Annotated in this window: 15 protein-coding genes; all 15 read right to left on the bottom strand. The window is 45.9% G+C overall.

The features are described 5' to 3' along the window. On the bottom strand, nucleotides 1-4,058 hold a 4,058-nt coding region (hpsA, locus tag V6C93_RS24585; protein ID WP_333479304.1), incomplete at its 3' end, for a hormogonium polysaccharide biosynthesis protein HpsA. Between the two features lie 661 nt (nucleotides 4,059-4,719). After that, nucleotides 4,720-4,956, bottom strand: coding sequence for a 50S ribosomal protein L28 (gene rpmB / locus V6C93_RS24590; RefSeq protein ID WP_015184846.1), 237 nt, complete (start codon nucleotides 4,954-4,956; stop codon nucleotides 4,720-4,722). A 389-nt stretch (nucleotides 4,957-5,345) separates the two neighbouring features. After that, entirely contained in the window at nucleotides 5,346-7,361 is a 2,016-nt protein-coding gene (gene htpG / locus V6C93_RS24595) for a molecular chaperone HtpG (protein WP_333479305.1), read from the bottom strand. Nucleotides 7,362-7,779: 418 nt separating this feature from the next. Further along, entirely contained in the window at nucleotides 7,780-9,183 is a 1,404-nt protein-coding gene (locus V6C93_RS24600) for a Rieske 2Fe-2S domain-containing protein (RefSeq protein ID WP_333479306.1), read from the bottom strand. Between the two features lie 151 nt (nucleotides 9,184-9,334). Then, nucleotides 9,335-10,573, bottom strand: coding sequence for a hypothetical protein (locus V6C93_RS24605; protein ID WP_333479307.1), 1,239 nt, complete (start codon nucleotides 10,571-10,573; stop codon nucleotides 9,335-9,337). Beyond that, nucleotides 10,573-12,393 (bottom strand): asparagine synthase-related protein, encoded by a 1,821-nt coding sequence (locus V6C93_RS24610; protein WP_333479308.1) that lies wholly within the window; start codon nucleotides 12,391-12,393, stop codon nucleotides 10,573-10,575. Before V6C93_RS24610 ends, V6C93_RS24605 begins: the two co-directional genes overlap by 1 nt. Before the next feature lie 191 nt (nucleotides 12,394-12,584). Then, nucleotides 12,585-14,399: an asparagine synthase-related protein gene (locus tag V6C93_RS24615; protein ID WP_333479309.1), complete on the bottom strand. Its 1,815-nt coding sequence runs from the start codon at nucleotides 14,397-14,399 to the stop codon at nucleotides 12,585-12,587. 137 nt (nucleotides 14,400-14,536) lie between these two features. Next, a complete protein-coding gene (locus V6C93_RS24620) occupies nucleotides 14,537-15,502 on the bottom strand; it encodes a glycosyltransferase (protein WP_333479310.1) in 966 nt (321 codons plus the stop codon). Nucleotides 15,503-15,526: 24 nt separating this feature from the next. Beyond that, nucleotides 15,527-16,513, bottom strand: coding sequence for a glycosyltransferase (locus tag V6C93_RS24625; RefSeq protein WP_333479311.1), 987 nt, complete (start codon nucleotides 16,511-16,513; stop codon nucleotides 15,527-15,529). 2 nt (nucleotides 16,514-16,515) lie between these two features. After that, complete coding sequence (locus V6C93_RS24630) at nucleotides 16,516-17,502, bottom strand: glycosyltransferase (protein ID WP_333479312.1); 987 nt, start codon at nucleotides 17,500-17,502, stop codon at nucleotides 16,516-16,518. Nucleotides 17,503-17,532: 30 nt separating this feature from the next. Next, nucleotides 17,533-18,522 carry a glycosyltransferase gene (locus V6C93_RS24635; protein ID WP_333479313.1) on the bottom strand — a complete coding sequence of 330 codons (990 nt, stop codon included), beginning with the start codon at nucleotides 18,520-18,522 and terminating at the stop codon, nucleotides 17,533-17,535. Between the two features lie 20 nt (nucleotides 18,523-18,542). Next, on the bottom strand, nucleotides 18,543-19,673 hold the full coding sequence (locus V6C93_RS24640) for a polysaccharide pyruvyl transferase family protein (protein WP_333479314.1): 1,131 nt from the start codon (nucleotides 19,671-19,673) through the stop codon (nucleotides 18,543-18,545). A 246-nt stretch (nucleotides 19,674-19,919) separates the two neighbouring features. Further along, nucleotides 19,920-22,583, bottom strand: a complete 2,664-nt coding sequence (gene clpB, locus V6C93_RS24645; RefSeq protein WP_333479315.1) for an ATP-dependent chaperone ClpB — start codon at nucleotides 22,581-22,583, stop codon at nucleotides 19,920-19,922. Between the two features lie 1,097 nt (nucleotides 22,584-23,680). Next, nucleotides 23,681-24,889, bottom strand: a complete 1,209-nt coding sequence (locus tag V6C93_RS24650) for a 4-hydroxy-3-methylbut-2-enyl diphosphate reductase (RefSeq protein ID WP_333479316.1) — start codon at nucleotides 24,887-24,889, stop codon at nucleotides 23,681-23,683. A gap of 99 nt (nucleotides 24,890-24,988) precedes the next feature. Then, nucleotides 24,989-25,265: GDSL-type esterase/lipase family protein (locus V6C93_RS24655; RefSeq protein WP_333479317.1), on the bottom strand; the 277-nt coding region annotated here is incomplete at its 5' end.

Raw genomic sequence — 25,265 nt, forward strand, 5'->3', positions numbered from 1 at the left:
GAAGCCGTAGTTCCTATGGGTACTGCCTTGCAGTTGGCGGGCGCATCACCCGTACAAGCATCTGGCACGATGAGTTCTCCAGTCTCATTATTCCGCTGAAAGGCAACACGACGGGGATAGCGTCGGTCAGCAGGCGCTACATAGCGAATTCTTGTTGGATCGCCTAGGGGAGGCGCTATTGCTGGAGATGGAGCTGTCGTACCACCAATGAGTATGTCCGTATCCGGCACACCATCATTATTAGTATCTATTTTCTCCGTTGCTTTCCAATCTCCCGGCCCACAGGCGGCTACGGGGAGTTTCCGACAAATTTCCATCTTGTACTCTGGGAATTTCGCCCGACGCTGGATGGGTGTTACACCATTGGTTACATAGGTGCTTCCTTGAATTCCCGCTGCGGTATCAAAGTCTTTGGGATATCCATTCGTCGGATCTACCCATTCACCATTCGTGGCAAAAGCGTTCCACCAGAAGCCATTTTTCAGGCGAGATTCTACAGCTAAGTTACCGATATTGTTGTTCAGGTCATAGTCGGCCTCGTTCCGGTAGCCAAACCGGAAATTACTGGACAATAGCGTTACAGCATCCGAAAGAATCCTGGCTGCTCGCCACTGGTCTCCGAGTGTAGCTCCGTTTTGAGGTGGACGAACAGCAAACTCTTTATTCAAAGTGCTACCCACACGAGTGTAGAAATTCTCGTAGTTAGGAGTCACCCCAACAGTGAACTCTTCTTGGACATCATTTGAGCCTGGCTTGAGGTGAAGATTAAACCCGCCTAGAGCATTACCTGAGATCTTTTGACTCTTGATATAAACCGGCAAGTCGGTAGCGAGAATTAACCCCTTCTCTTTAATGTCGTACGTATTTTTCCGCGCTAGATTTGCGCCTTTGACGAGTAGGATGCCATTGGGGCGACGGGTAGGGTCGAGCAAGAAGTCTGTGGCTGAAGAACCCTTATCTCCGTCCGTATCCGGATTGAAATCGCTGATGTCGGGCAGTGAGTCATCTCGGCTGGCGTAGATAATGCCACTGTTGGGCAGCAGGTAATTGTCCGTACCGACTTTTTTCTTTAGTTGATCTAGATCGATCTGCGTTACCCGAATTTCCAGAGGCTGGCGCTGCTCGATGGGCAAAGAGTAGAAGGGGTAGTTAGGAACCTGTTTCTTAAGCTCTTGGAAGTTGAAGTTGAGTTCACCTAGGTCAGCAATCTTTTGCTTGTCTGGATTGCTGATGGATTCCCATTTGGTTCGATGATATTGATTAAAATCAACTGTTGCAGCATTGACCTCTTTCAGTGGCTCCAAGTTTCCTAAGGAATTTGCAATCGTATTGCGCTTGTGGATTGCTTTAATTTGTCTGGCATCCAAAAAGGCCTCCTCTTTGATGGCAAAATCCGGCACCGGACTGGAGCTGACGGCTGCTGGATTCTCCAGAATTTTTAGCGCACAATTGGCAGCGTGAATAGCAGATTTATCCGCTATAGTCCAATTACTTGAAGCTTTAAGCACAGCATCTCTAAGAGGTTTGTTCACCCAGCGCCCATCTGGGAAAATCATATGCGCTTGCCTGTACAGTTTGGGGCTTACGCTTTCCCAGTCAGTCACTGCGTAATTGAGGCCATTGATTGATAGCCCCAGGTCTGGTGCAGTTGGGTCATCAGGTGAAGCTGTAAGTTGATGATCTGGATCTTTAAGCAGAGCCTTTAGGTTCTGTGCTGTTTTTGCACTAGTGGGGTTGTATAAAGTAGCGATACAAGCGATCGGCTTTTGGTTTGGGCCTGAGCTTACGTCAGAGTGATAAACCACTGTAGCCCTCATTTGCAGGTCGCCTGTTTTGACTTCGCCAGGGTCGTACTGGTTGTTGCCATTAGTATCCTTCCACTCAGACATGGGCATTGTGTCAGGCCACACTACCCTAACCTCTTGCAAATCAGTTGGCGTCGCATTCCGGATATCCTTGGGGAGCTTGATGCTTCCCGGATCGGCAGTCGCCATCTGTTGGAGTTCTAATGCTGTAGGTGGAGGCGGCAAGAACGACTCAAACCCACGTCTTCCCGTCCCTCCAGCAGCAGGGTCTTCCCCATCGATATAAATTCCCGCACCCGTAACAACCCGTAAACCACCCGCGAGTTCTTTAATGGCTGGTTGTTGAAATTCATCGCCGCTAAGTGCCGCCGCTCGCTCCCAGTAACCACCGCGAGAGGTATCGCCCAAGTCATCTAGTTGTTCGACAAGACCTACACGCTGTCTTGGAGCCGCACCAGGGATGTCTTGTGGCTGTTTAGCTTTGGTATATTCATTTTTTGCCGGGTTCCACCATCGACGAGGTAAGCTATTGCCAACTGAAATGCGATCGCCAATTTTCGGTTCCTGTTTATTCGGTGTGGGGAGTGGAGGAATAGTGGCCTCTAATTCTATTCCTGGCCCAGAATCTGATGGCTTCGTGAGTAAATCAGCTGAATTTGCCGGGTTATACAACATCCAGTCTACCGGGGCTGCAAATACGCCAGCTTTAAATGTGGTCCACGGGCTTGGTTCGGTCGTGGTCACCAATGGGTCGGCGTTAACAGGCACTTCCTTATAAGAAACACGGCGAAGGCGTTCGGCAAAGTAAGTGGTTAGAACCTGCTTGAGGATGCTTGCATTTTTAGCATCTGTTGGTAAGCTGTTGCCAATTTTCCCTTGAAAATTTGTCTTTACTTCGTCAGGAAAGAGATTTGGATAATCCGCCGGAAAACGTCGCATGGCCTCGTTTACTAATGCATTCAGGCGTGTTTCATAGGCATTGCTATTAGTCGCTATCTCGGCAGGCTTTAATGATGTCGTGCTATTGCCCTCGTTCACAAAGTCAACTAAGCCCGGAGGGGTGCTGGGTGCTAGAGAACTCGCAGCTACAGGGCTGTTGAAAAGGTGAATTTTAACCAAATTATTAGTACTATTCCCTGCTGTGCCAGGTATTTGCGCGTCACCTGTAATATCCCCAGCGACGACATGACCCCCCACAATAATCTTGGCGTTCTCGGCGTTGTAGTAGCAGGAATCGGGACTGCTGACTTGGTAGAAGATAATTTCTAGGTCACTATTATTAGCCAGCATTAAGTTGCTGTTGGTATGAATTCGACCATTCAGCCTGAAGGTAGGCACGTTGGAGATGACCAAGTCATCGTTGTACCACACAGCATTATTATCTAGTGAAATTTGCCCTTGGTCTTGCTGCATCTCCAGGGCAGAAAAGCTTTTGTTGCCAGTGTACGGTTCGTACTTTGCCGGATCTAAGCTACCCACTTGCGTGATGGGAACGTTCGCCACATAAGTAAAGAACGCTTTTTTCAACTGACCATCTGTTTCATACCACCCTTGAGTATCGCTGGCTGCGCCGTTGCCTGCTGCTTCACAGCTGCTACTTACTCCCACCGCTTGAGGACGTGCCCTAGCTTCTAGAGGCGATCTAGGTCTATTTTCATTAGGAAGTGGATTTCGGAAATAAATGCCGTAGAGGGTAAAGCTATCAAACTTGCCGTTGTTATCGGTATCTACTGGGAACTTCCAAGCCGTTTTAAGCTGCTCTTTTTTGTCAATTGCGCCGCCGTCAATGTCATACACCAATTTAAGCTGAGTCTCATCACCAAAGATATACTCCTTCTGACTCAGCACCTCAGAAATAGTCCCGGTTTCGTCGTAGTTCAACCCCTCTTGAGGCGGTTTTGATGTTAAGCGGTTTTCTTCCGTAGAAAACAAGCGCTCTATCTTGGCTCTAGAACGGTCAAGCGCTGGGGTTGCCGCATTCAGAACGGCTTGATCCACCCGAAAGTTACTGGCATTTTTGGAGCGGTCAAACGACCGAATCACGATCGCCGTCGTCAGCAGTGCCACCACCAGTAGCACCATCACCACTGTCGGTAGCACAAAACCCGCTTGACTTTGGCGTGAGCGGTGTTTGTTTACCCGGAAACTGCGCAAAACCCAATTGAGCAGTGCATTGGCGAGAGCATTAAAGGATCGCCAAAGCCTTCTGAGGAGACGCTGGACAAAATTATTTGGTTTTTTGCGAGTTGACATGGTGACTTTCCTGTCAAGCGTTGAATAGTTTTGAAGTTTAAGAGCAGTACCCTGGCGTTAAGCTGATTGGCGCTGAGTTGGCAAATGGCTCACACCCCTAGTTCCTAGAGTAATCGCTAAACGATATACTGTGGTGATCGCCATCCTTCGCTCTGTTATTAAGCAGAAATCAGAAACTCAGCTGAGAAGCCTGATTTCCTTTTGTGATTAATCCTTCTCCAAATATTTTGGAGTCAGGAGGACTCTATCTGTCTATGTCTCCAAAAGCGGATATTTTTAGATCGGCTTAGGGTTGACAAATGATTTTAAAAGTAGTAATACAGTTGAACACAGCTTAACGACCAGTTTGCGATAGGCTAACTGGACTTATGCTACCCACTTGGTTGGGGAAACTTATCACCCCGACGAAAAATATCAAATTCAATTCAACATCCAAGGAAATTCTGTAGGAGCCCGGTATGCAGTCCCCTTACCTAATAGACCTCCTGCACAAATAGAATTATCACTCCCCTAACCCCCAAAATTAGGGGGAAAAAAGAATTAAAGTCCCCCAGAATTGGGGGATTTAGGGGGCATTTCATGATTTATGCAAGAGGTCTATTGATTGAGAAGAGCGATCGCACTCTTGCGAAGACCGCCGAGGCTTGCCGATCACAACATCTTACAAGCGATTCAGGTCAATCCCAGCTTGCTTCGCCATTGCTTGCAAACCCAGCTTGTCTAAGGTCTTGATTGCCTTAGTCGAAAGCCGTAGTCTAACCCAACGGTTGCCTTGGGGCCACCAAATACGCTTCCACTGTAAGTTAGCTTCCTGTACTTTCTTGGTACGGCGGTGAGAGTGAGAGATGGCAAAAGCATTGTTTGCCGTTTTCCCAGTCAGCTGACATTTGCGTCCCATAGTTAATCTCCAGATAGTAGTCCGTCATCCATCATATCTTTGAGGGAGTGAGGGCAGAGGAGGGAGGCTTTGAATTCTCTCCCTTGCCTGGTCTACGGTGTACACACAAGTCTTCTGGTTTGTGTATCAGGCGAGCTCGCCCCCTCGCATCCCCCAACTTTGGGGGACTTTGAAGCTCCAGTTCCCCCCACCCCTCTCGTTCTCCCCTAAGAGGGGAGAGGACAGAGGACGAAGCCTTTTTTTATTGGGGGCTAGGGGGGCTTCCATGCAGCATTTGAGGTCGATCAGGAGATGTGTGTACACCGTAAGCCTTCCCTGGTAGGGAAGGGGGCTGGGGGTTAGGTTTTAGAGTGGGTTTTGCCACCCACCATCACTACTACTCTGTGTGCCTAACGTTGCGTCAAGCGGGTAAGTACCTGGTTAGAACGCTCAACAAACGCCTTCATTCCTTCGGCATCGAACCCTTTCTGAGCCATCAAGGCTAAATCGTAGACATGCTGACAAATTAGATTAGCCAACTCCGCAGAAGGCGACTGACCGCTACTTTGAACAATACTTCCCTGGCTCAGATCATAAAGATTCTCAATCAGCGGATGAGCAGTATTCACAATCAAGACATGCTCTTCCGGGAACTCGGCATTTTGCTGCTGAAGCAGCGCTGTCATCTCCCGCAGACGCCGCATCGCTTCCGGTAACAACACCATCGCGGGTGGTGTTCCTTGGGCATCATCCGACTTCAGCGCTTGAGTTTTGATGTTGACTTTGGGTTTATTGAGTGCTTTCTCAAATAGGTCTTTAATGACTTCGCTGCGGGTTTTGTTGGTTTTGGGGTCAACAATCTCTTTCTCTTTATCCTGGTCAATCAGGGTTTGGTCTAAGTCAGAGTCTACCCGCGAGAACTTGACATCCGAATACTCACGCTCTAAAAAGCTGATGAAGTGAGGGTCGATGAAGGAGTCCATAAACAGGACTTCCAGACCTTGGTTTTTGTGCAATTCTACATAGGTCGCCTGGGAAGCTTCATCGTTGCAGTAGAAAACACGGTTTTCGTGGTGTTCCTTGTTGCGCTCTAGATACTCCTTGAGGGTAGTGTAGTTCGATGTTGAATTTTGGATGTTGGATTTGGGATTGTCTTCTGTGCTGGTTGAAGTCACCTCTTGCCACGCATCCCCCTCTTGGGATTGCACCTCAACGGTTGGAGTTTCAGCTACCGCAGGCGTCTCGCCTGTCGTAGATTCTGGCTGATAGGTGGTGCGATAAATAATGATGTCTTCGACTTGTTTTTTGAACTTGTCGTCGTTGAGGGAGCCAAATTTGACGAAGGTGCCGACATCTTGCCAGCAGCGAATGTATTCGTCGCGCCCTTCATTGTAGAGAGACTTTAAGCGATCGCCGACTTTTTTGGCAATGAAATCCGCAATACGCCGCACGGTGCGATCATTGGTCAGGGCACTACGGGAAACGTTCAAGGGAATATCCGGGCTATCAATCACCCCCCGCAGCGGCATCAAAAATTTGGGAATCACCTCTTCACAGTGGTCGCTGACAAATACCTGATTGCAGAACAGCTTGATATTACCCTTTGTCACATCCACATCCGGCTTGAGTTTGGGGAAGTAAAGAATGCCGTTAAGCAGGAAGGGATAGTCAGTATTCAGATGCACCCACAGTAACGGGTCTTCTTGGAACGGGTAAAGGTAACGATAGAACTCTAAATAATCTTCTGTGGTTAGGTTTTGCGGCGATTCCTTCCACAGTGCCCGCTGCTTGTTAATTTGTTCGCCATCCAGCTTGATCGACACGGGCATAAAATCACAGTAGGCTTTCACCAACTGCTTAATCCGCATCGACTCAATGTATTCCTGTTCCTCGTCTTGAAGGGTCAGAGTGACAGTCGTCCCACGCTGGGTACGAGTGGAATCGGTTAACTCAAACGCTGGGGAACCGTCACAAGACCAGTGAACGGCTTGTGATCCTGCTCTATAGGAGAGGGTATCAATTTCCACCTTCTTCGCCACCATGAAGGAGGAGTAGAAGCCTAAACCAAAGTGACCGATAATCTGTTGGTCAGCGTCTTTTTGGTACTTTTGGATGAATTCCTCGGCGCTGGAGAAGGCGACTTGGTTAATGTATTTTTTCACTTCATCGGCGGTCATGCCGATCCCGTTATCAGAGATAGATAGAGTCTTGTTGTCTTTATCAATGGTGATGACAATTTCTGGTTCTTCCAACTCACCGTCAACTTCCCCAGCGTAGGAGACCATTTTCAATTTTTGGATGGCATCGACGGAATTAGAGATCAGTTCCCGCAAGAAGATTTCGTGGTCGGTGTAGAGCGACTTCTTGATAATGGGAAAGATATTTTCAGTATGAATAGTGATATTGCCCTGTTCTAGGATCGTCATGGGTGTAGTTTAGTGATTTAAAAGGTCTTCAAGTGTGATTTTGTGCGATCTCAGAGGGTTTTGTTCCTCGGATTACCCCCTACAGGTGATTCGGATTTCCCTACCTGAACCGGAAGTCAGCTTTCTTGTGCTGGTTTTCCTCTAGTCTTTGTCCAGGTAAAGCCTGAACCTTTCAGTTCAGCTAGTGTGCCCAATTGCATTCCGCTTGCCTTTAGGATGCCATAGCAAGCCGTCGGTTATTTACTTTTCCTGCTGGAATACCTCATCGTAAGGACTCTAGCGGTCAAAAAGTGCAAGTTAGAGGGGCAACAGCTTAGCTTATCCATTACATTTGCTCTGGACTGCTGATTTCGCTGTTAACAAATATCACCAAGCTGATTGATGGCAGCCGTTGCCCCTATCTTTCTAACTGTCTGAGTTAGACCTCAGTTAAATAACTTTTGTGGAGATTGGCATCCAACCGACTTCCGGCTTTCTCTATAAATATTTTATTGTCGCGATCATACACTGTATAAACCTGCAGCTTCAGTAAACTACACTTTGATGAACCATCAGCTAATGAAAAAGCGACTCCATGTCCTGGACAATGAATGTGTTGTTCATCATGAAACCCATCAATTAGGTTAATGTTGAGGTGGGGACAGAACGCACTCACAGCTCGAAGTTCTTTAAAAATTCTGAAAATGACTATGCTTTCATTCTGGAAATTAACTAGCATCTTTTCGCCAACGCTAAGAGTATCAGAAGGACACAGAGCAATTGGTCTTCCTGCAAAAATTTTATAATTTAGTGTCATTGATAACCGTTTCTCTACATAGGGCTTTTGTCTACCTTCATAGAGTATGCCTCCATTATCTTTTCTGGGAAACTTAATCAGCTTTCCATAAACTCCTTTAGCAATATCTTCAGAAGAATACCAGCCACTAAGTTCGCGGTCGGAAGCCTCAGGATTAAATTTAGGTTTTTGTAGGCTTATTCGAGGGGCGATCGCAATTCTTGTTACGTTTGAAATATTCAAGTGACTTCCATGTAATAGATCGGAATTGAATACCAAAATGCTTCCATCAGGGATTTCTACTTTATGAGGTTTAGGTAGTGTACTTCCAGGAGGAATATAACCAAATTCTGGTTTATGCTGAATGTACCTACCAAATGTTTCAGGATATAAAATCACACTGTTATCCTCTCTTACGCTGGTAATCGACCACCAAAGATTTACCCCATCTAATGGCGCACCATACCAACTATCCAAATGAGGGCCATATGTATTAGCGGCATAGGGATAACGATCGTGATAACTAACCGAAGAGCGAGTTTTTTTTATAATTTTTTTGGTTTTAGATTTAATTTTTTTTAGGAAATTTTTGAGTTTGAATGGTTGCGATTCAGCTAATTGCTGATTCTTGTAATCTACATATTGTGCATAGGAAACTTTTGATTTTATAGCCACTTCAAAAGGGTAACAGATTTTAACCACAAAGGTATCTGGAGCCAGAAAAAATTCCGTTGACAATCTCAAGTCATTTTTACAGAACGAGTAAGCCATCTCAATTAAGAGTTGTCGAATATGCTTTCTAATAAAGATATCCAAATAGATCAGCTTATCTACAGGGAAATATTCGTGTAAGGTAGCTAGACCAGTTTTTTCAATAGCTTGACGGCATCCCATACCTTCAATTTTCTCAATTCCATCCAAAATTATCTGCTGTACGGAATCATAATAAAACTGTTTATCGGTAAAGTCATGGAAGACAAAAAAATGACCATTATTAAGTTTTATTTCTAGGTCGTTATTGATCCCTTTTTCTAGCTCGGTCTTCATAAGTTTTTGCTCCCTGATGAATGGCGCACGAAAACTGCGACTGCACAAGTTTTGATTCTACGGCTCCCCTATAAGAGGGATTTAAATTTTCCTACTTTGTAGAATTTACCTTACTCTTGCAGCCTTTGTCAGCATCTTTGATATGGTTTCCTTATTTAGGGGATAGACGCGATCGCAGCTTTCCCAATTGCCTTCGCACTCTTGGTGGTAAATGCTTTTTCAGCCATGCCTCACGTTTCTCTCGTGCCTCTTGTAGAGATGCCTTGCGTTCTTCTAGGACGTACCAACGCTGATTATCAGCAATACACTTTTCTAAATTACTGACCCAAGAGCCAGAAAGAGCCATAGCTTTCGCTAATTTCAGGATGGGAACAAAGTCAACCTCTAACTGAGCTTTTTTCACTCTAATGTCCCGGATCTGGCGATCTGTGACATCTTTCTCGAAGCAGGGTGGCAAACTCATTCCCCAAGCTCGAAAACTGAGAATAGTACGTATGCACTTTTCACACTGCCCGCAATTGCGGTCTAGCTGGGAACCTTCCCAGCACACTCTTAGGTTTTGCAAAGCCTCTGGCCACTGAGCAATTTCTTTAATTTTCTCTAGGCGAGAAAAACCCGCACCATCATGAATAATTTGAAATGCGTTGCTCGATAAGAATGAGTCAGTTATTGGATTTGAGCCTTGAGGCAGAACTAGAGATTTATAAGATGGACCGCTAGCAATCAGACCTGTTTTATAGCCACGTTGCAATAACATTAGGCAAGAAGCGATTCCAGCTCCATGAGCATCTTCCCAATCTTGATCGAGTTCCCGAAAGTTGGTTGCCACTGGAATTAACGCAACACCTAAACTGGATAGCATCTCCCTCGACTTCGCCACAGCGTTATCAAAAGCCTGCTTTTGCTCTAGAGGAATATCAAACCCATGTACCATTACTGCTGTTTGCAGATTGCGCTGCTGTCTACCACAATGCGCCGTTCGGTGACGCCAAGCTGTAAAGCAGCTATCAACACCGCCTGAAAAAGTCGTAATGGCTTCGTCTGAGAGAGCTACTTCTGGTATTTCTCGTTCTACCTCGGCTGTTATTTCAATTTTTTGATACCAACTTGGATGCCAGCAGAGCCAAGCGGCTTGAAATTCCTCAAGATTTTGGAGCAGTGAGGGAGAGACTTGACCGTGCACTACGACGGGAGCTGACCAGCGCATGAACAGAAGTATAGTAGCAACGACGAAGGGGTCACAGCTTGGGGTAATCAGAGAACTGTACTGAATGGGAAGCCGATACCATAGTTGGCGGCGATCTTGGTTGGGTGCCTCGATGGTGACACAGACAGTCGTTTCACCGTCAACTTCGACGGCAGCTTCTCTCCACAGGTGAGTTTGACGCATTAGAGGTAATTCCTTGACCAGAGTAAAAATCCAAGTAAAACTTTGAGCTTAGAGGATTCAGTTATTGGGTCGATCGCAAATTGTACCGGCTCATCAGGAGGAGGTAGTAATTCATTCAACACCTCTTCATGGAAGAGATGCCTCACTTGCTCCCGATACGGTTCTGCCTGTTGCCGTACCGATCGCCATCCTGGGTTATTCAGATCCAAGGTGCGGTAGTAATGGCGTCGTTCATATCCTAGTTTCTGCTGCTGAAATTGTCGCCATTTTGCCTGCATTTGATAGAGGCGGTGAATGTATCGTTGACCTCTACCCGTGAGTTGGAAAGGCTCTGTGTTAAAGGCGTTGCGATCTAAAGGTAGCGTTGCTAGCTGTGGAAATCGAGTGCGTACTAACTCATATTGGGCGCAGCGTTGTTGGAGCGCTTCTAGGGGCAAAGTGGCTGCTGTTTTGAGCATCTCCCAATCAAGACAAGGCAGAATCGGCCACGCTCCAAAGCAGAGTTGCCAGCCACCGACTGAGCCGAGCAAACACCGTTTTCTGTGGTACAGCTCAAACCACCAGCTGCGCTTGAATTCTACATCAGAATAGCTTTCGTAAACCGTGCGAATGCGATCGCATCGTTCTCGCACCAAGTCCCCAAACACTTCTTTTTTGAGCAGTTTTTCTAGCAATTGCGGCGCACACCCACAATGATTAATACGTTGGGGAAAGAAATCTTCAAAGCACAGCTTTTTTGTTGAGAGATAATAGAAGGATTTGACACTAATGATGTGATCGAGTAAAAAGCCAGTAATTACTCTGGGCGCTAAGTTCCCCAGATAGGAGTTAATCCCCCAACCTAAACCCATAATAGTATTGCAACCGTTCGCGAGATGCTCCCAGTTGACAACTAAATCAGCATATAAAGGATACCGCTCAAATGGAATCGTTGTGGTGTGATGTTCAAAACGAAGGGTACGAGCAACTGGAATCGCACATTCCATTTCTAAGTCGGTGCGCCTGCCGACACTCAAAGCAACTGTGTCAACACCGCGTCGCTGGAGAAACCCACCCAACATTCGGGAATCAAGTCCCCCCGAAAGGAAAAGGCAATATCGCTGATCAGGTGGTGCATGGCGAGAGAGCGTTTGGTCGATCACTCCATCCAAAATGTCAATTTGCTCATCGAAAGGCACAGCCGCATATTCGCTACCGCCGTCAATGTCTGTAATTTGATACTGTCTGATTTCTTTTGGTTCGGTGCCCGGTTGCCAACTGAGTAAATAGCCAACTCCCAGACGCCGGACATCTTGCCACAAAGTTTGCCCATCGAAGAGTGCATTAGTTAGTAAAATTCCTACCAGCCCAGCAGGGTTAAATACTTGCTTAAACAGCGGGTGGTATCGGAACAGTTCAGGACTAGAACCGACGAGTAGGACATCGCCGCGAGTGTAGTAGTAGATTGGGAACAGCCCCAGTAAGTCAGCGGTTACAGTTAAACCCAGATGAGGATGATAAACCGCTAGAGCGTGAAAGCCATCAAATGGGAGTAAGGTTCGATTTGGCGAACTCTTCCATAAGTTTCTCAGGCTGCAAGCGTTGATGCGTTCTGAGCTATCTCTCTTCATTGCTTCTCCCAAAACGATCGCAGCTCCTCCTTCATCGGTAAGATAGCTGATGGGAGCGTGGGGTGATGCCGCCCAGATGGCGTCAAAGTCTCCACTACAGCAGGAATTGGTGGAAAGACCTTCTACAAGGGGCAAGTGAGGCTTTATCGTTTTTATATAATGCGAGCGCCGCTCTGGGTCGGGATCGACAATCAGAATAAAATTAGCCATTAGACTTCTTGCTCTTATTTAATTTTTCTTTGGTCGCACTAGTATTTATCTCTCAACGCTAAGTTACTTATGCAAGAAGTCTACTATTGAGGACTTACGCAGCTACTTCATCTATCGAGTTCATGGTGCGTTACGCTATGCGCTTTCACACCCTACAAATAGAGGTAGAGGCGTTGCGTAAGTCCTATCTTTTAAAAGTTAGCTTTTGACCAGAGTAAAAATCCAAGTAAAACTTTGAGCTTAGAGGATTCAGTTATTGGGTCGAGCGCAAATTGTATCGGCTGATTGGGAGGGGGTAGTAATTCATTCAACACCTCTTCATGGAAGAGATGCCCCCCTTGTTGCCGATAAGGTTCTGCCTGCTGCCGTACCAATCGCCATCCTGGGTTATTCAGATCGAACGTTCGGTAGTAGTGGCGTCGTTCATATCCTAGTTTCTGCTGCTGAAACTGTCGCCATTTGGCCTGCATTTCATAGAAGCGGCGAATGTAGCGTTGACCTCTACCCGTGAGTTCGAGCGGTTCTGTGTTAAAGTCGTTGCGATCCAACGGTAGCTGAGCGAGTGGACTAAATCGTGTGCGGACTAATTCATATTGGGCACGGCGCTGAGCCAGGGATTCTACGGGTAATGCCGCTGTTGTTTTCAGCACGTCCCAATCTAGACAAGGCAGCACCGGCCAAGCACCAAAACTGAGTTGCCATCCCGCAACCGAGCCGATGAGCAGCCGTTGTCGATGGTAAAGCTCAAACCACCAGGTTCGCTTGAATTCTACATCCGAATAGCTTTCGTAAACCGAACGGATGCGATCGCATCGTTCTTGCACCGAGTCACCAAACACGTCTCGTCTGAGCAGTCTCTCTAGTAATTGGGGAGCAAACCCGCAACGATTAATGCCTTGGGGAAAGAAGCTGTCAAAGGATAGGGCTTTTTCCGAGAGATAGTAAGTGGATTTACCGCCAATGACGCGATCAAGTAAAAAGCCAGAAATCACCCTAGGTGCTAAATTTCTGAGAGAGGAACCCACCCCCCAACCTAAACCTATAACGCTATCACAGCCGTTCGCCAGATGCTCCCAATTCACAACTAAGTCGGCGTACACAGGATATTGGTTATAGGGAAGCGCTGTGGTGTGGTATTTAAAACCAAGGGTACGAGCAACGGGAATCGCACATTCCATTTCTAAGTCGGTGCGCCTACCGACAGTTAAGGTAACAGTGTCAACACCTTGCCGATGCAGGAACCCTGCCAGCATTCGGGAGTCGAGTCCCCCGGAGAGGAACAGGCTATAACGATTACCTGTGGGTGCATGACGAGCAATTGTGCGATCAAGGACTTGGTCTAAAATATCGAGCTGCTGGACAAAAGAAGTATTAGTATATTCGCCTGTATCATCTGGAATTTGATATTGTCTCGTCTCTTTGGGGGCAGTTGCGGGTTGCCAAGTTAAGCAATGTCCTGCTTCTAAACGCCGGACATTTTGCCATAAGGTTTGCCCATCAAATATACCATTCGTCAGTAAAATTCCTACTAGCCCTGTGGGGTTAAAGACTGGCTGAAAAAGTGGATGGTGTCTGAAGAGTTGGGGGCTCGAACCCACTAAGGCAACATCATTATGAATATAGTAATAAATCGGGAACAGACCGAGCAGGTCTGCGGCAACGCTTAAACCCAGATGAGGGTGATAAACGGCTACGGCATGAAAGCCATCAAAGGTCCGTAAGACTTGATTCGGAGAAGTTTTCCATAGAGTTCTTAGCGTTGAAGCGTCAATTCGCTCTGAGCTGGTTTGAGCAATGGCTTCTCCCCAAACCATAGCAGCTCCTCCTTCGTCCGCGAGGTAGCTGATAGGAGCGTGGGGGGATGCTGCCCAGATGGCGTCAAAGTCCCCGGTAGAGCAGGAATTGGTGTTCAGTCCTTCTACGAGTGGTAGGTGAGGCTTTATCGTTTTTATATAGTGCGATCGCCGTTCTGGGTCGGGATCAATAATCAGAATAAAATTAGCCATTGATAGAGTAATCTGATTGGGTTCGGAGTTTGGTTGGATTAACCACAGAGAACACAGAGTTCACGGAGAGAAAAGAATGAGGGAGAAGTTCATATTTAGGGTTGTGTTCAGGATTTTTAGTCTTTAATTTAAGTAACTTAAGATGGCGATCGAGAGCTAGAGCGTTTCTTAACTAGATCTAATAAAGATTGGGATTGTTGAGAAGGGAGTACAATAGCTGCCGCAATTTTAACGATTACTATCAACATAATTTTTACGCGTCGCAGCATCGAAGAGTCATATCTAATTGCCTGCCAAAGGAACCGAACCGCAGCTAAGCCTTTTTTCCGTTCTAAATTTCCTTCAATCGCCTTAAACATAAGGTACTTGTAGCGGCTACCCAGAGTTTCTCGCTTCAGATGCTGTAGAGATTCAGGAGCTTGGGCGAAATGCCGTTCAATGACTTTCAAGCTTCCTGCCTCCATTTTCCAGACATTAAATGAGGCTGATTCAGGAGAGATTCGATATAAAATTTGTGCAGAAGGAACGGCTACATATTCATAACGGGCTGCTAATCTGAGCCATAAATCCCAATCCTCAGCGAATGCTAATGATTCATCGAATGTTCCGACTTCCTCTAAGGCTTGTCTGCGAATTAATGGATTAGAACCACTTTCCACAAAATCTCTCAACAATAGCTTTTCGTAAGCATTACCATTGACTGTAATATGACCCCCAACGCGTAAAAATTGACCCGACTCATCAATCCAGTCGCTCCAACTATAAGCCACAGCCGCTTGAGGATTTTCCTGCAAGGCTTTCAACTGTGCTTCGAGTTTATCCGGTATCCACAAATCATCAGCATCCAAAAAGGAGATAAATTCTCCCTTCGCTTCAGCTAGTCCGCGATTACGACTGGCAGAAACCCCTGAATTTGGAAATGAAAATACTCTGATACGAGCATCTTTTATCTCGTTAACCACTGCTAAAGTTGAGTCTTGGGAACCATCATTAACTACAATTAGTTCAAAATCAGGAAAGGTTTGGATTAAAACAGAATCAATGGTATTTTTAATTGTTTTTTCCCCATTGTAAACGGGAATAATAACCGAAATTAATGGCATTTTTAGTATTGATAGCAGGTATACTTAAACAGTGTTTAATTTCATATATCCTAAGAGAGTTGTAGTATTCGATAAAGGTTTAAATTTATTGATAACAGCCTGAGCTAATTTAGGCGTTAAGAAAGTTATTGCCGCAATTCTAAACAATACCTTCCAGATAACTTTCGCTCTCAGTAAAGAGGGGTCGTTTTTGATGGCGTTCCCCAGAAACCGAATAGCTGCTATACCTTTATTGCGTTCTGGGTAACCCTCAATTGCCTTAAATGTAAGATACTTATAACGATTACCGAGGCATTGCGGCTTCAAATACTGTAAAGATTCAGGTGCAACAGCAAACGCTTTATCAATGACGCGTAAGCTTGATGCCTCCATCTTCCATACATTAAACGACGCTGAGTGAGGAGAAATTCGGTATAAAATTTGTGGCGATCGCACAGCAACAAACTCATAACGAGCTGCTAACCGTAGCCACAAATCCCAATCTTCGGCAGGCGTTACTAAGGGGTCGAATCCGCCAACCTCAGTTAAGGCATCTCGCCGAATTAAAACATTAGAACCATTGGCTACAAAATCATTCAATAAAAGTTTGGCAAAAACCTCTCCCTGTTCGGTATTGTAGCTACCTTTACCTAATAACTGGCTCGATTCATCAATCCAATCCGTCCAACTATAAACCACAGCAGCTTTAGGATTGGCTTGCAAAGCTTTCAACTGTGCTTCTAGCTTATCGGGTGTCCACAAGTCATCGGCATCGATAAAGGAGACATACTCACCTTTTGCTAATTCGATTCCCCGGTTTCGACTCGTAGACTGACCCGCATTGGGATAAGAAAAGACCTTAATGCGGGAGTCTGGGATGCACGCAACAATCTCTAATGTCCCATCTTGGGAACCATCATCAATAACCAGTAATTCAAAATTTGTGAGCGTTTGGGTTAGAACAGATTCAATCGTTTCTTGAATGGTTCTTTCACCGTTAAAAACAGGGATAATAACAGAAGCTAGGGGCATATTTAAAAAGGTTCTAGTTGCATGAGAAACAGTATCGTATGGAAATTATGGAGTTGCTTTGTTCTGTGTGCTACTCTGTAGGCGTATCGATGGGTTATGAGCAATACCAGCACACTCGTTAACAGCATTTTCCAGGTTATATTCCTACGTAGGAGTGAGGGGTCATTCGTAGCAGCACCCCAGAGAAACATTATCGCGATTAAGGCACGCGATCGCGTTGGGAAGCGTTCAAAACACCTGTAAGCGAGAAATCGATATAAATTGGCAAGGCTGTGGCGTTTCAGATGCTGTAGCGAGTCAGGAGCACGCTCAAATGAAAGCTCAATCACTCGCTCACAAGCCTCTGCCATTCTTAGTAAATTGGCAGAGGCGGACGTAGGGGACTGTCTATACAAAATATGTGGGTATGGTACAGCTACAAAATGATAGCGTGCAGCCAATCGTATCCACATTTCCCAATCTTCTGCTGGGGGAAGCAACTCATCAAAAGTACCCACTTCTTCTAAAGCTTGGCGACGAACCAAAGGATTCGATCCATTGTCTAAAAAATCACATAACAAGAGCTTGGCATAAACATCCCCACTAGTAGTACTTTGACTGGCTTCCCGTAAAAAATATCCCTTTTCATCAATACATTGACTCCAACTGTAAGCCACGGCAGCTTCAGGGTTGTCTTGGAGTGCTTTGAGTTGAGCCTCTAACTTGTCAGGCTTCCACAAATCATCAGCATCTAAGAACGCCAGAAATTCACCTGTACTGTGAGAAATTCCTCTATTGCGGCTAGCTGCTTGCTTGGCATTGGGGTAAGAGAATATTTGCAAACGAGGGTCTTTGATACTATTGACAAGCTCTAATGTTTTATCTTGCGACCCATCATTAATGACAATAATCTCAAAATCCTGAAAGGTTTGATTTAAGACGGAGTCTATCGTTTCTTGAATTGTCTTTTCAGCATTGTAAGCCGGAATAATAACTGAGATCAGTGGCATATTAGCTCCAGTTAGCAGATGACGTATCGGTTAAGGAACATCAGTTTTGAAGTACCTCAGCAAATCTTTGTGGATATGGGGAAGAGGAGGAGATTGCCAAATAATTTCCTCAGCTTTTTTAGGGGGATATAAAATCCACAAAGCTACTCTATGCATCACTTTGCGCATAGCAGGCAGTTTTAGAAAATCCTCATCATTCATGATTAATTTTCCGATAAATTTAGCCGCTAGTAAGCCTCGTTTTCGAGTAGTCGGTCCATCTAAAACTTTAAAGGTTAGATATCTGTAAAGGTTAGCCCAGGTATACTTTTTCAAGTACTGTAGGGATGGAGGAGCCTTTTTGTAAGCTCGCTTTAAAACTTTCACACAAGCGGCTTCCTGCCTAGCCACATCACCAGACATTGACTTGGCAGATAATCGATATAAGATTTGAGGAGAAGGCACAGCCACAAATGGATAGCGAGCCGCCAGCCGCAAAAAGATATCCCAATCTTCAGCCGCAGGCAGTGATTCATCAAAGCCACCCACTTCGATTAAAGCCTGCCGACGAATCAATGCGTTAGAGCCATTTTCCAAAAAATCAATCACTAAAAGCTTGGGTAAAACATCACCACTAGCTGTTAAATAGCCACCTCGACGTAAAAAATTACTGGATTCATCAATATAATCAGTCCAGCTATAAGCAACAGCGGTTTTGGAATTTTCTAGAAGTGCGTTTAACTGCGCTTCTAGCTTATCAGGCGTCCACAGGTCATCACCATCTATGAAAGAAATATATTCACCGGTAGCATGATAAATTCCTCGATTACGACTTGCCGCTAAACCAGCATTGGGGTAGGAAAAGACTTGCAATCGCTGGTCTTGAATGCTAGATACAACCTCTAACGTACCATCTTTAGAACCATCATTAATGACGATTAACTCAAAATCTTGGAACGTCTGATTTAAGACGGATGTAATGGTTTCTTGAATCGTTTTCTCGCCATTATAAACGGGGATAACTACAGAGACAGTTACCATAGTAGATATTCTCTCAGTTATTATTTAGATGACCCTGCGAATAGGGATAGCAGTTCTTCAACTGATTCTTTAACTTGTGAAGGTTGTTTGACAAATTTACAATAAGGGATTTGATACGTCCAAGTTTCATAGAACGCCTCATTTTTATAATAGGAATTAGGCAATAATATGTTAGGAATTCCGAGTAAAGTCGAGAGAATGTGACCGTGTAACCGATTTGTAATGACTAAACGACTTTGAAGTAATTGATAGACGCCAGCGTGCATCAAACTCCACGAGAAGCGAGGAATAAATGAGTCGGAAATTCCATCAAATTTACGAGCATAGGGATGAAATCGTTCCCATTTTTGCCGGGGAAGCCATTGTTTAGGATGAGCTAACCCGCGTTGCCAACCTTCCCGAACGAGTAAAACCATACCGGGAAGACGCCAATACCATTCCTTGAGTTCTCCGAACCGTCCTCTTCCTCGGTAAATCCATTGTTTTGGCGAGTTATCCCACTCTTGAACCACTAAATTCGGAATCCCCAAAGCACTCGGTGAGAAGATTTTCTCTAATTCGGTATCATCTCTACATAGATAAAGAATCGGACGCTTGGAGTTGAATTGATAAGCAGGCATCGGCATATTAGCCATATCAAACACCATATCCGGTGCTTTGATAACCTGACAGTTATAAAAATGGTTCAAAGCTAGTTGATAACTATAATCATCCCGTGTAAACAGTGTTAAATTGGGATGTGAATTAAAGATAGCTGCTGCTCTATTTAAATTTTCATCATTGGTAAAATAGATACACTGCGGCATGATAATAATTGAGCGATCGCGATATTGGGCAATGATGCGTTCGCGAAATAGCTGATGATGAGGCCAAAGGTCGCCTAAGTTTCCGCCACCCTGTAAAATGAGCGGTGCTTCTTTACTAAGCCGTTGTTCTAGCCGTTGCTCAGAGAAATCATCAATGCTGGCAATATAGTTAATTTTGGCTTTGATTACATCCGTGATGTAAAAAATTGTAGCCAGACCAATCAAGTGATCTCCGATATTGAAATAATCCGGATAATCTAGTAACGCACACTGCTCGAATGGCGTAATTTTTTCTAGAGAATTCTGGAGACTCTCCCTGATTTTTTCTAGCTTTAAAAGATCCATAGGAGCATCTTGCCTAAGATAATTCTTGCCACAATAATATGGCGTGGATGCATCTGTGATACTGAGTTGCTGCTCTTAGTAGAATTTAACAAACCACAGAGGCACAGAGAACTCTGAGGGAAGAGAAAGAGAGAGTTATACGTTTGAATGCCACTTGGTATGATTGATGCATCCAATGCTATCTGACTTGCTAAACAGATAACTCAATGAGTTTCCTCGTTTGTTGAGAATCCAGCTCAAGCTCTATCAGCCAGGAGTTTGGAGGATTGATAAGCTTAGCGGTACCTTTTTACTAAAGGTAAGGCTGTTATCGACACAATCAATGATAATAGTGTCTCCCTCGACAAAGGTATTCTCTAGGATTTTCGTAGCGATCGCGTTTTCCAGTTCTCGCTGAATCGCTCGTTTGAGTGGACGCGCCCCGTATACCGGATCGTAACCGACTTCAACGATGTAGTCTTGAGCTGTTGACGAAAGTTCAAGCTTAATTTTTTGGTCAGCTAATAGACGTTCGATCCGTTTGAGCTGAATGGTAACAATTTGGCGTAATTCACCACGATTTAAGGTGTGGAAGATGATGATGTCGTCAACACGGTTGACAAATTCGGGACGGAAGTGCTTGCGTAAGGCCGTCGTCACCCGTTTCCGCATCTCTTCGTACTGCGAATCATCCCCAGCCACATTCAAAATATGGTCGCTGCCAATATTGCTGGTCATCACGATGATCGTATTGGAAAAATCCACCGTTCTTCCTTGAGAGTCGGTGATGCGTCCGTCATCGAGGACTTGCAGCAAAATGTTGAACACATCTGGGTGAGCCTTTTCCACCTCATCCAGCAGCACGACCGAGTAAGGACGGCGGCGAATCGCTTCAGAGAGTTGACCGCCTTCTTCATAGCCCACATATCCCGGAGGCGCACCAACAAGCCGCGAGACGGCGTGTTTTTCCATATACTCGGACATGTCGATTCTGACTAAGGCATCCTGGCTGTCAAACAGGAATTGGGCAATGGCTCTTGCCAGTTCCGTCTTACCCACACCCGTTGGCCCGAGGAACAAGAAGGAACCGATAGGGCGTCCGGGGTCTTTCATTCCCGCCCTCGCCCGACGAATCGCAGCCGCCACGGAAGTCACCGCTTCAGTTTGTCCAATGACCCGTTGATGTAAATGCCCTTCTAGCTGTAATAGCTTCTGGCGTTCCGTCTCTAGCAAACGGTTAACCGGAATTCCCGTCCAATTCGCCACAATTTCGGCAATATCCGCCTCGGTGACTTGTTCACGGGATAAGGCACGCCCTTCTGCCTGTAGTTCTAAGAGCATACCTTCTTTGCTCTCGCGATCGCGCTGTAACGTCTCCAACTTGCCATATTTAAGTTGAGCCGCCTTATTCAAATCGTAAGCGCGTTCTGCCTGCTCAATCTGCACCCGAATTTGGTCTTCTTCTTTTTTCAGGTTGTTGATTTCTTCGCGAAGTTTCTTTTCCTCTTCCCACCGTCCTTCCAGCGTGGTGTGTTTTTCTTCCAGAGTGAGAATTTCTTGTTCAATCCGTTCAAGACGTTCTCGCGAGGAGCGGTAGGCGTTGCTGGCTCCTGGCAATCCATTCTGTTGATTTTCGGCGTCCAGTGACAGTTTTTCCATCTTGAGCTGCATCAGCCGCCGATCAATCGTCTCTAACTCTACCGGTTTAGAGGTCATCTCCATTTTGAGCTTGGCTGCCGCTTCATCGACTAAGTCAATGGCTTTATCCGGCAGAAAGCGCTCGGTAATATAGCGATCAGAAAGGGTCGCCGCTGCCACCAGCGCCGAGTCCGTAATGATTACGTTGTGGTGGACTTCGTAGCGTTCCTTGAGTCCCCGCAGAATGGAAATCGTATTTTCAACCGTCGGTTGACTCACATAAACTTGTTGAAAGCGACGTTCCAGTGCCGCATCTTTCTCGATGTGCTTGCGGTACTCATCCAGGGTGGTGGCTCCAATACAGCGCAGTTCCCCCCGTGCCAGCATGGGTTTGAGCAAATTTCCTGCATCCATTGCTCCTTGGGTTGCCCCGGCACCGACGACGGTGTGCAATTCATCGATAAATAAAACAATTTGACCGTCGGAGTGAGTGACTTCCCGAAGGACAGCTCTAAGTCGGTCTTCAAATTCTCCTCGATATTTGGCACCGGCAATTAGGCTGCCCATATCTAAGGAAATCAACTGGCGGTTTTTTAGGGATTCGGGAACATCGCCATTTACGATACGCTGGGCGAGGGCTTCTGCGATCGCCGTTTTCCCCACCCCAGGCTCTCCAATCAGAACGGGGTTATTCTTAGATCGGCGAGAGAGTACCTGAATCACGCGACGGATTTCCTCATCCCGCCCAATCACCGGGTCAAGTTTCCCAGCTTTAGCTTGCTCTGTTAAATCCCGCCCATACTTCTCTAGGGCGTTGTAACGATTTTCAGGATTTTGGTCGGTAACTTTTTGACTCCCCCGTGTGGCTTTAGCCGCCGCTTCTAGCTTTGGGGTGTCCACATTATGGGTTTTGAGCAAGCGGCGTCCGACTCGGTCATCTTCGGCTAAGGCCAAAAGCAAATGTTCTACAGCAATGTATTCATCCTGAAAAGAGGTGCGAAACGCCTCAGCTTTATCCAGCATGATATCCAAGCCGCGACCGAGGTAGAGCTGGTCAAGCGTACTCACTTTCGGTTGGCGGTTCGCGAAGGCTTCCAGTTGTTGCTTAAACCGAGCCACATCAACCGTAACCTTGGTGAGAATTTGATTCGCCAGCCCCTCTTGTTCCAGCAGGGCGATCGCCACATGCTCCACCTCTAGCGTTTGGTTTTTGAAGAGTTTGGCAACGTCTTGAGATTGTGCGATCGCTTTCCAGGCCGTTTCAGTAAACTTGTTCGGGTCAGTGGGCTGCATTTCCTATAATGAATTCCAATTAAAAACTATCTCCCCAGTCGCAGTATAACAATCTCGACTCCCCTACCATGTATCACTTGAAAGAAAAACTAGATGGGGAATCAAAGGGAGCCTTATCTAATTGTGAACGAATTCTTCTGGCAACGATACAGATTGGCACTCTCCTCCCAGTACTCTTTGCTCCGGAGTGGGATGCTTGGTGTGTGTCTCACGTTCGCGTCCATCCTCATTACTCTAGATTAATTCAATGGGTCCGGCGAAATTGCCCGTACTGAACAAGGCCAGATTCTGGAAGCCGCCCTTCATTAACATCAGAACTAGAGCGCCGGTTCAGTAATCCTAGCCATAACGAAAAATGATCATTCTGGCGCTCATCTTCAACGAAAAATCAGGCTCTTGATTATTAGTGAACCGGCGCTCTAGGACTAAACTCATCCAAGCATCAACACGTTGCCAAGACCCACAAATAATGCCTGTTAACGCTTACAACAGTAAGCTAATCGGCCTTCAAGTTGCATGGGAAGAAGCTGGGAAAGCTGGGCAGAGATGGGGAGAAGATTATAGAATTTCAATGCACATCAGTTTATTAGTGCTGCCGCCCAATTTTTGCGACTTGATTAAGTCCTAGCTAACTCTATCGTGAGAAATAATTTGCCGTTAAAGAGGCGTTGAAAAAGACATTATATCTATTCATTACTGACGGAGCTGTTAATAATTTAGAAAATCGATGCCAAAGGGCAGGCAAGATGCCCATCCAACAAGATAAACTAATGCTGACAAGTATTGCCCACCTCAGTGGAATGATACTGACTTAAGAACTCTCCTACCTCACCAACCAACCCTTGTGTACCGGAACTTTAGTGAGGAGGGTGTTTGGGGAAACCCCCCCAATCTTGGTTTTTCCCAAACTAACGATCACTTTTCCCTTAAGTCAGTGCCATTTCACCTAAGTGCCTAGTGCAGCGTGGCCTAAATAACTATCCACTTGAAGAAGGTTAAAAAGCTTACTGTACAAACTTTCTTGCCTTCTGCCTTCTTGCACTAGTGACATTACTCCGAGTGCCAAATTTATTATTTGTGGGGCTTGCGCCATTCAGCTAAACGGTAACTACTGCTGTCTTCAGTTCAAAAATCTTCTCGATCGCATCCTCTACAACTTTATCGGGCGTGGAAGCTCCAGATGTCACTCCTACAACGATTGCTCCAGAGGGAAGCCAGTTTTCAACCACTTCCAAATCCCGCCCTAACGGCTTATGTTCCACCCGATTTCCCGGCCCAATTCGCGCCGCACTATCAATGTGATAAGAAGGAATGCCCCGCTCGATCGCAATTTGTTGCAGTTGGGTGGTGTTGGAGGAATTAAAGCCACCGATTACCAGCATTAAGTCTAACTTTTCTTCGACAAGCCCCAGCATGGCATCTTGCCGCTCTTGGGTGGCATCGCAGATGGTGTTGAAGCTCTGGAAGTGTTGATTTAACTGGGCAGGGCCATACTTCTTCATCATGGTGCGCTCAAATAGCTTGCCAATTTGCTCGGTTTCGCTCTTGAGCATGGTAGTTTGGTTCGCAATGCCAATGTGTTCTAAATCTCGGTCGGGGTCAAAACCCGGAGAGCAAGCACGGCTAAACTTTGTCATAAATTCGTCGCGACTGCCACCGTTGAGAATATACTTGGCAACATATTCTGCCTCGTTTAGATTTAGTACGACTAAGTATTTGCCCGCAAAGGAGCTGGTGGCGACGGTTTCTTCATGCTTATACTTGCCGTGAATAATCGAGGTGTAGTCTTTCTTCTTATGCTTTTCAACGGTATTCCAAACTTTAGACACCCAAGGACAGGTAGTATCAACAATCTTGCAGCTTTTATCGTTCAAAAGTTGCATTTCCTGGACGCTAGCACCAAACGCGGGTAAGATTACCACGTCACCGCTATCGACAATGGAAAAGTCTTTCTTCCCTTGCTCAACTGGGATGAATTCTACTTGCATCTCCTGCAAGCGCTGATTGACCGAGGGGTTATGAATAATTTCATTGGTCATCCAAATGCGCTCGGCGGGGAAGTGTTGACGGGTTTCATAGGCCATCGCCACAGCGCGTTCTACACCCCAACAAAAGCCAAAGGCTTGCGCTAGCAGGATGGTCACATCTCCCCGTTGCAGCCGATAGTTGTTAGAGCGAATTTCTTGAATCAGGTTACTTTGATACTCCGACTGTAGCTGAGTGGCAACTTCAGCCTCGTGCCCAAATCCTTTGCGATGGTAATTGTCTGAACTATGGAGCGATCGCTTGAAGGCTTTTGTATCCATGCAGCGTGTCCTACAGAATGACTGTATAAAATTCTTGATTCCTTATCGATCATAGAATGTCAGCTTCCTGGAACTTGGGCAAGCTGTATCTTTGTATCTTTACTTCAACGCGACAGGTTCGAGGACAAATTGGTCGAGGACTAAGAGTGCATTGCGCCAGACTAAGTAGCCTTGAGGATTCAGGTGCAAACCATCGCTACTCAGTTCAGTCTTCATGTTGCCATCGGCGTCGGCAAAAAGGGGGTAAAGGTCGAGATAAGTCACATTTTCTTCCTTTGCGATCGCCCTCAGCCGTTCGTTCAAGTCTCGGATGCGACGATTGGGAATCGCCAGAAGGCGATCGCGTCCTTCCCAGGTGGCATTTCTGGCACTGTGC

It is taken from the genome of Allocoleopsis sp., assembly GCF_036703385.1.
Classification (GTDB): domain Bacteria; phylum Cyanobacteriota; class Cyanobacteriia; order Cyanobacteriales; family Coleofasciculaceae; genus Allocoleopsis.